Below are 6,637 nucleotides of genomic sequence, written 5' to 3' on the forward strand. Positions count from 1 at the left end.
GGAAACGCGCATGGACAATCTCTGCCACACCCTCGTCGGCGCCGCCCTCGCGGAAGCCGGCCTGCGCAAGCGCTCGCCGCTCGCGACCGCCGCGCTGCTCGTGGGCGCGAACATCCCCGACGTGGACGGCATCCTCTACTGGATGAACCGGCCGGTCGAGGCGCTCGGGTTCCGGCGCGGCTGGACGCACGGCGTCCTGGCCATGGCCGTGTGGCCGTTCGTCCTCACCGGGCTGCTGCTCGCGTGGGACCGCTGGGTGCGCCGCCGGCGCCATCCGGAGCGGCCGCCGGCGGTGCCGGGCGCGCTGCTGTGGCTGTCGCTGCTCGCCGTGCTCACCCACCCGCTGCTCGACCTGTGCAACACCTACGGCGTGAGGCTGCTGATGCCGTTCAGCGGCCACTGGTTCCACGGCGACACCCTGTTCATCGTGGACCCCTGGATGTGGCTCACCCTCGGGCTCGGCTGGCTGGTGGCGCGCGAGCTGCGACGCCGCGGCCGCCCGCGCCCGGAGTGGCCCGCGCGTTGGGCGCTGGCGGCCGGGACCGCCTACGTCGTGGCGATGGCCGCCTCGAACCTGGCCGCCCGCGGCCTGGTGCGGAGCGCTGCGCTCGCCGAGGACGGCCCGCCCCCCGGCCGGCTGATGGTCTCGCCGCGCCCGCTCGACCCGTTCCGCCGCGACGTGGTGATACAGCGCGACAGCGTCTACGAGCTGGGCTCGTTCGATTGGCTCCACCGGCCGCACTACCGGCGCGAGGGCCCACGGATCGCGCGCTACGCCGGACTGGACGCGCCGGCCGTGCGCGCCGCCGCCGCCGCGACCGACACCGGCCGCATCTTCCTCGGCTGGGCCCGCTTCCCGGTGTACGAGGTGCTGCGCTCGGGCGGGGGCTACGAGGTCCTGCTCGCCGACGCACGCTACACGCTCTCGGGCCGCGCGCGGTTCGGCGCGGTGGCCATCCGCGTCCCGCGCGGGCTATCTTCTCCGCCGACCCCGCCCCACCCGCCCCAGGAGTCCCCGTGACCGACTCGCTCTCCCGCCGCGACTTCGTCCTCCGCTCCGCCGCCGTCGTGCCGCTGGTGCGCTCCACGGTGCGCGCGGGGACCGGCCGTACCGCCGCGCCCGCGGTGATCCGCCGGCCGCCCGCCCGGCCGTGCGTCGTCGCATCCGCCAACGGGATCCGCGGCGTCGCGCGGGCGATGGACCTCATCGCCAGCCACGGCGCCGACACGCTCGACGCGGTCATCGAGGCCGTCAAGATCGAGGAGCTGGACCCCGACGACATGGCGGTGGGCTACGGCGGGCTGCCCAACGCGGAGGGCGTGGTGCAGCTCGACGCCGCGTGCATGCACGGCCCCACCAGGCGCGCCGGCGGCGTCGGCGCGCTCGAAGGGATCAAGACGCCGAGCGAAGTGGCGCGGTGCGTGCTCAAGTACACCAACCACGTCCTCCTGGTGGGCAAGGGCGCGCAGGACTTCGCGGTGCAGTTCGGCTTCCGGATCGAGGACCTGCTCACGGACAAGTCGCGCGAGGCGTGGCTCCGCTGGCGCGCCAACCTGAGCCCGGACGACAACTATCGCGACGTGCCGGAGGGCGAGCTGTTCCCCAACCCGCCGCACGGGACCATCAACTGCAGCGCGATCAACGCCAACGGCGACATCTCGGGCGTGACGACCACCAGCGGGCTCGCCTGGAAGGTCCCCGGCCGGGTCGGCGACTCGCCGATCGTGGGCGCCGGGCTGTACGTCGACAACGACGTAGGGGCCGCCGGCTCCACCGGCCTCGGCGAGTGCAACATCATGGTGTGCGGCGGATTCACCACGGTGGAGGGCATGCGCCGCGGGCTCTCGCCCACCGACGCGTGCCTCGAGACCCTGCGGCGCGCGGCCGCCATGAGCGAGCCGCGGCTGCTCGACGCCGCGGGCCGTCCGACCTACGGCCTGAACTACTACGCCGTGAACAAACGCGGCGAGTTCGGTGCCGCCGGCTTCTATCCCGGCTCCCAGTTCGCCGTGCACGACGGCCGCGAGGCGCGGCTGGTCGATTGCGCCCATCTCTACGAGAGGCCCGCCGGACGGTGAATCCGGCGAGGGCGACGGCCGCGGCGGCCGTCGCCGCCCTGATGGTGGCGGCGCCGTTCGCGGCCCGCGCCCAGGTGCCGGACGAGCCCTGGTCCTTCGTCCTGTTCCCGGTCCCGACCTACTCGTCGCTCGAGGGCCTGGGGGCCACGCTCGTCGGAGGCTGGTGGAAGTCGGCACCCCCCGGGCCGATCCCCAGCGGCGCCGCGATCAGCCCGGTCGCGAGCATCTCCACCAGCGGCACCCAGACGCTCTCCCTCGTCTACAACAACATGGGGCGCGTGCCCGGCTGGCGGTTTCTCCTGATCGGCGGCTACGAGCGCTTCCGGCGGGCACCCTACTTCGGCCTCGGGAACGACAGCCGCATCGACGATTCGCTCCAGAGCGCGAACGGCGGCGACAGCCACTACTACCGCTACTCCCTCACGCGCACCACCGCGCTGGCGAGCGTCCAGCGCCGCGTGGCCGGACCGCTGCGCCTGTTGCTCGGCGCCCAGTATCGCCGCTATCGCGCAGAGCCCCTGAGCGGCGCGCCGACGGCCCTGGCCGCCGACCTGGCGAGCGGTGCCGCGTCGGACACCGGCGGCGCCACCAACGTCGAGGTCCGTGGCGGCCTGCTGCTCGACACCCGCGACGAGGAGGCATCCCCCTCCCGCGGCCTGTTCGTCGAAGTCGTCGGCGCCCGGGCCCTCAAGGGCGCCGGCGACTTCGACTACAGCCGCTGGGCGATCGGCGCGAGCGAGTTCGTGCGCCTCGACACCGAGACCGTGGTTGCCTTCAGGCAGTCGCTGCAGCTGGCGCGGGGCGCCCTCCCGTTCTACGTCGCCTACGAGCGGCTGACCAGCTGGCTCCCCGAGGACGGCTTCGGCGGGACGACCACGCTGCGCCAGAACATCCAGGGTCGCTGGCTCGGTCCGAACGCCGCGCTCGCGAGCGTGGATCTGCGATACAAGTACTGGGACGCGGCGCTCGGCCTGAGCCCGATCCGGCTGTGGCTCGTGACCCACGCCGACGCCGGACGCGTCTGGGACCAGACCGAGCGCTTCCGGTGGTCCGGCCTGCACACCGGCTACGGCGTCGGGGCCATCGCCCAATTCGGCCGGGCGTCCTTCTTCGGCATCGAAGCGGGCTGGAGTCCCGACGCGCACGTGCAGTTCGGAACCACGGCCACGCTGGGGTACTGACCAGGCCCGGCCGTCCTCGCGCCGTCACTTCATCGTCCGCCCGCCGCCGTCTATTATTGCCTCGTGCCCCACGACATTGCTCTCGCAATCGGCATCGGACCGATGCTTCGCGAGCATCCGCTCGCGGCGCTCGGAGCGCTGTTCGTCGCGGGCATCGCCACCAGCTTCACTCCCTGCATCTACCCGATGATCCCCATCACCGTGGGCATCATCGGCGGAGGCGCCGCCGGACGCGACCGGCTCCGCACGGCGGGCCTCACGCTCACCTACGCGCTCGGCGTGGCCCTGCTGTACGCGGCCCTGGGACTGGTCGCGGGCCTGTCGGGCAGCCTGTTCGGGACGGTGTCGTCCAGCCCGTGGGCGCGACTGGTCGTCGGCAACCTGCTGCTGGTGTTCGGGCTCGCGATGATCGGCACCGTCCCCGTCAGCGCTCCGGCCCGGATCCTCGCCTGGGCCGGCGGCTTGAGCGGCGGCTCCTATCCCGCGGTCTTCCTGATGGGAGCCACGAGCGGAATCGTCGCGGCCCCATGCGGTGCGCCCGCCTTCGCGGCCGTGCTCACCTGGGTGGCGGCGACGCGAAGCGGACTCCTGGGCTTCGCCTACCTGTTCGTGTTCGCGCTCGGAATGACGGCGATTCTGATCGCGGCGGGCCTGTTCTCGGGAACGCTCCGGGCGCTGCCGCGTTCCGGACGCTGGCTGGAGTGGATCAAGCGGGGGGCCGGCGTGGTATTGCTGGTGATGGCGGAATACTACTTCGTGCTCGCGGGCCAGGTATGGTGAGGCCCCCCCTGTGGGCAGCGCTCGCCGTCGCCATCGGAGCCCCGATGGTGGCGAGCCCGGCCGCCCTGCGAGCGCAGGACGACCAGGTCGGCCTCGCCGTCGGCTCCCCCGCTCCCGCGGCCGTCGTACAGGACCTCGACGGGCGGGCCCTGGATCTCGCGACCCTGGTCGGGACGAAGCCGGTCGTATTCGAGTTCTGGGCGACCTGGTGCCCGATCTGCGCCGCGCTGATGCCCAGGGTCGTGGCCGCGCACGCCCGGTTCGGGGACCGGGTGGACTTCGTGGAAGTCGCCGTGGCCGTGAACGAAACGCCGGCGACCGTGAAGCGGCACGTGGCGGAACATCACTACCCGTTCCGCTTCCTGTTCGACGCGACGGGCGCGGCGGTCAGGGCCTATCAGGCCCCGACGACCTCGTATGTGGTCGTGGTCGATGCCCGGGGGCGTGTGGTGTATACGGGGACCGGCCAGGACCAGGACATCGAGGCCGCGACCGCTCGGGCGACGGGGAGCTAGCCCCGGCCGATCGTCGTGCCGGCTCGCCTCAGGCCGGCCGCGCACCGAGCTCCTCGTCCAGCAGCGCCCGCGCCTGGCGGCGCTGCTGCAGCCCGCCGACGCGCAGCACGTCCACCAGGGCCAGTGAGCGGTGCAGCCAGGCGTCCGCCACCGCCGCCGCCGGCCCCCCCCGATACAACGGCACCAGGCTCCTGCCCCGAGCCTTCCCTTCCGGGTGCGGCCACACCACGCCACCTTCCGCCTGGAACTTCCCCGCCAGACCGGGCGCCGCCTCGGCGGTCGCGACCCCCGAGGCTTCGGCGCCGAGCAGGGGCGCGAAGGCGTAGCGCACCCCGTGCACCAGGAACTCCACCAGGGCCTGCCGGTCCACCCGCCGCTCCCCAGGCATCACCAGACCGGCGAGCTGGAGGCGGCGGACACCGCGATGCGCCTCCGCCACCCCCAGATGGAGCACCCGAGCGAGGTCGGCGTAGCGCGCTCCCGGCGCACGAGCAAGCTGGAGCGCGACGGCCACGTCGCTTGGCCTCAAGGCGGGTTGACGTTCCATATTCCGGAATACGGAATATTGAGGCAAGTCAACGGGTTCGCAATGCCGGAGAGCTCCTGGCGAACTACGTGGACCGGCTCGAGGGTGTCACAAAGCAAAGGCCCGGCAACCGCCGGGCCCAGGCTTCCGTCACACGGCTGCCCGCCGCCGTCCTAGTGGGTCGAGCTCGAGTCGGCTCCGGCGATCCGGTCGATCGCCGAGCCCAGGTCGGTGTACGCCGTGGGGTCGATCTCCCGGAACGGGGCCGCCTTCCAGGCGATCTTCCCGTCCGGTCCCACGATGTACAGGGTCCGGTTGTCGAGGTTGGCGCGCTGGACGTAGGCGCCGTACCGCCTCCCCACCACCGCGCCGGTGTCGCTCGCCATCAGGAACGGGAACTGGTCGTCGTGCGCCCAGCTCGCCAGCGCGTCCGCCGAGTCGGCGCTGATGGCGATGAGGACGACGTTCTGTCCGCCGTGAAACAGCTTCGCGTACTGATCACGGTACGCGTGCATTTGGATCGTTCAGCCGCGGGTCCTGGCCTTGAAGAAGAACGCGAGGACGACCGTCTTGCCTCGGAAATCGCTGAGCCGCACCGGGTCCCGCAGGACTCCGTAACGGGTGGCGCCGGTCAGCGCGAAGTCGGGCGCCACCTGGCCGACTTCCAGCGTCGGCAGCTGGGCCGACGGCGTTTGGGCTTGCGCCGCCGGTGCGGCGGCCAGCGCGGTGCCTCCGGCGATGAGCGGTATGGCGAGGCGTAGACGCATCCGCGACTCCTCGTGGAGGGTCAGGACGACGGCTGTGACGGGATCGCATCCGGAAGATACGTACACCGGCGAGCCGCCGCAGGGTTCGTCGAGCCGGGACGGGGCGGGGGGGGCTCCGGGCCGGGACCGTGCTGGGTGTCGGAGGGGGCTATGGTCCTCCGCCACGGCCTCCGGACATCACGGCCAGGATCTCCCGGAGCGTGGACTCGCCGTGATCCCTGGCGTACCATCGGCGGACCTCGGGAAAGTAGTCCTTCGAGGTTCGGCCCTTCGCCCGCTCCCCCATCACGAACGCCTGCAGCTCCGCGGGCCGCGATCCCCAGTGACCGACTTCGTCCATCGTCTCAGTCAGCACGATTACGACCGGAATCGCCCGGGCGCCGGTAGGGCTGAGGTACCGGTCCATCACCTCGGGATGCTGGTCGCGCCGCAGGACCCGGAGCTCGAATCCCGCGGCCTCCGCGAACCGCGCCACCACGGGTACCGTGCTCGACGCGTCGCCGCACCAATCCTCGGTCAGCACGACGAGCCGGAGAGGTCGGCCGAGCCTCGCGGCTGCCTCCGTCGCCCAAGCGGGCACGTGGGCCGTCCGGTACACGCCCCTCCACAGCTCGCAGTGCTGCGAGGAGTCCCCGACGAACCGGTCGAAGGTGAGGGCGTCTTCCCAGAGGGAGGCGAAGGGCCAGGGCATGAGCTGAATACTAATGTGAGAGGTGAGAGGTGAGAGGCGGAAGTGAGAAGTGAGCGGCGAAGACGTGAGAAGTGAGAGGCGTGAGAGGTGAGCGGCAG

9 protein-coding genes are annotated in these 6,637 nt (G+C 72.2%); 5 read left to right on the forward strand and 4 right to left on the reverse strand.

What is annotated here, in order from left to right; genetic code table 11:
- Nucleotides 1-10 precede the first annotated feature (10 nt).
- The 5 genes from VMF70_02860 to VMF70_02880 all read left to right on the forward strand — a co-directional run bounded on the left by VMF70_02860 (nucleotide 11) and on the right by VMF70_02880 (nucleotide 4,555).
- Complete coding sequence (locus tag VMF70_02860) at nucleotides 11-1,021, forward strand: metal-dependent hydrolase (GenBank protein ID HTT66948.1); 1,011 nt, start codon at nucleotides 11-13, stop codon at nucleotides 1,019-1,021.
- Nucleotides 1,018-2,079, forward strand: coding sequence for a N(4)-(beta-N-acetylglucosaminyl)-L-asparaginase (locus VMF70_02865; GenBank protein HTT66949.1), 1,062 nt, complete (start codon nucleotides 1,018-1,020; stop codon nucleotides 2,077-2,079). Before VMF70_02860 ends, VMF70_02865 begins: the two co-directional genes overlap by 4 nt.
- Nucleotides 2,076-3,260: a BamA/TamA family outer membrane protein gene (locus VMF70_02870; protein ID HTT66950.1), complete on the forward strand. Its 1,185-nt coding sequence runs from the start codon at nucleotides 2,076-2,078 to the stop codon at nucleotides 3,258-3,260. The genes VMF70_02865 and VMF70_02870 overlap by 4 nt, the downstream gene beginning before the upstream one ends.
- Before the next feature lie 63 nt (nucleotides 3,261-3,323).
- Nucleotides 3,324-4,040, forward strand: a complete 717-nt coding sequence (locus tag VMF70_02875) for a cytochrome c biogenesis protein CcdA (protein ID HTT66951.1) — start codon at nucleotides 3,324-3,326, stop codon at nucleotides 4,038-4,040.
- Entirely contained in the window at nucleotides 4,037-4,555 is a 519-nt protein-coding gene (locus VMF70_02880) for a TlpA disulfide reductase family protein (protein ID HTT66952.1), read from the forward strand. The genes VMF70_02875 and VMF70_02880 overlap by 4 nt, the downstream gene beginning before the upstream one ends.
- A 28-nt stretch (nucleotides 4,556-4,583) precedes the next feature.
- Here the strand turns inward: VMF70_02880 and VMF70_02885 are convergent, their stop codons facing one another.
- The 4 genes from VMF70_02885 to VMF70_02900 all read right to left on the reverse strand — a co-directional run bounded on the left by VMF70_02885 (nucleotide 4,584) and on the right by VMF70_02900 (nucleotide 6,539).
- Nucleotides 4,584-5,069, reverse strand: coding sequence for a hypothetical protein (locus tag VMF70_02885; GenBank protein HTT66953.1), 486 nt, complete (start codon nucleotides 5,067-5,069; stop codon nucleotides 4,584-4,586).
- Between the two features lie 185 nt (nucleotides 5,070-5,254).
- Entirely contained in the window at nucleotides 5,255-5,596 is a 342-nt protein-coding gene (locus VMF70_02890; protein HTT66954.1) for a redoxin domain-containing protein, read from the reverse strand.
- A gap of 9 nt (nucleotides 5,597-5,605) precedes the next feature.
- Nucleotides 5,606-5,848 carry a hypothetical protein gene (locus VMF70_02895; GenBank protein HTT66955.1) on the reverse strand — a complete coding sequence of 81 codons (243 nt, stop codon included), beginning with the start codon at nucleotides 5,846-5,848 and terminating at the stop codon, nucleotides 5,606-5,608.
- 148 nt (nucleotides 5,849-5,996) lie between these two features.
- Entirely contained in the window at nucleotides 5,997-6,539 is a 543-nt protein-coding gene (locus VMF70_02900) for a thioredoxin family protein (GenBank protein HTT66956.1), read from the reverse strand.
- Nucleotides 6,540-6,637: the final 98 nt, after the last annotated feature.

The organism is Gemmatimonadales bacterium (genome assembly GCA_035502185.1).
Classification (GTDB): domain Bacteria; phylum Gemmatimonadota; class Gemmatimonadetes; order Gemmatimonadales; family JACORV01; genus Fen-1245.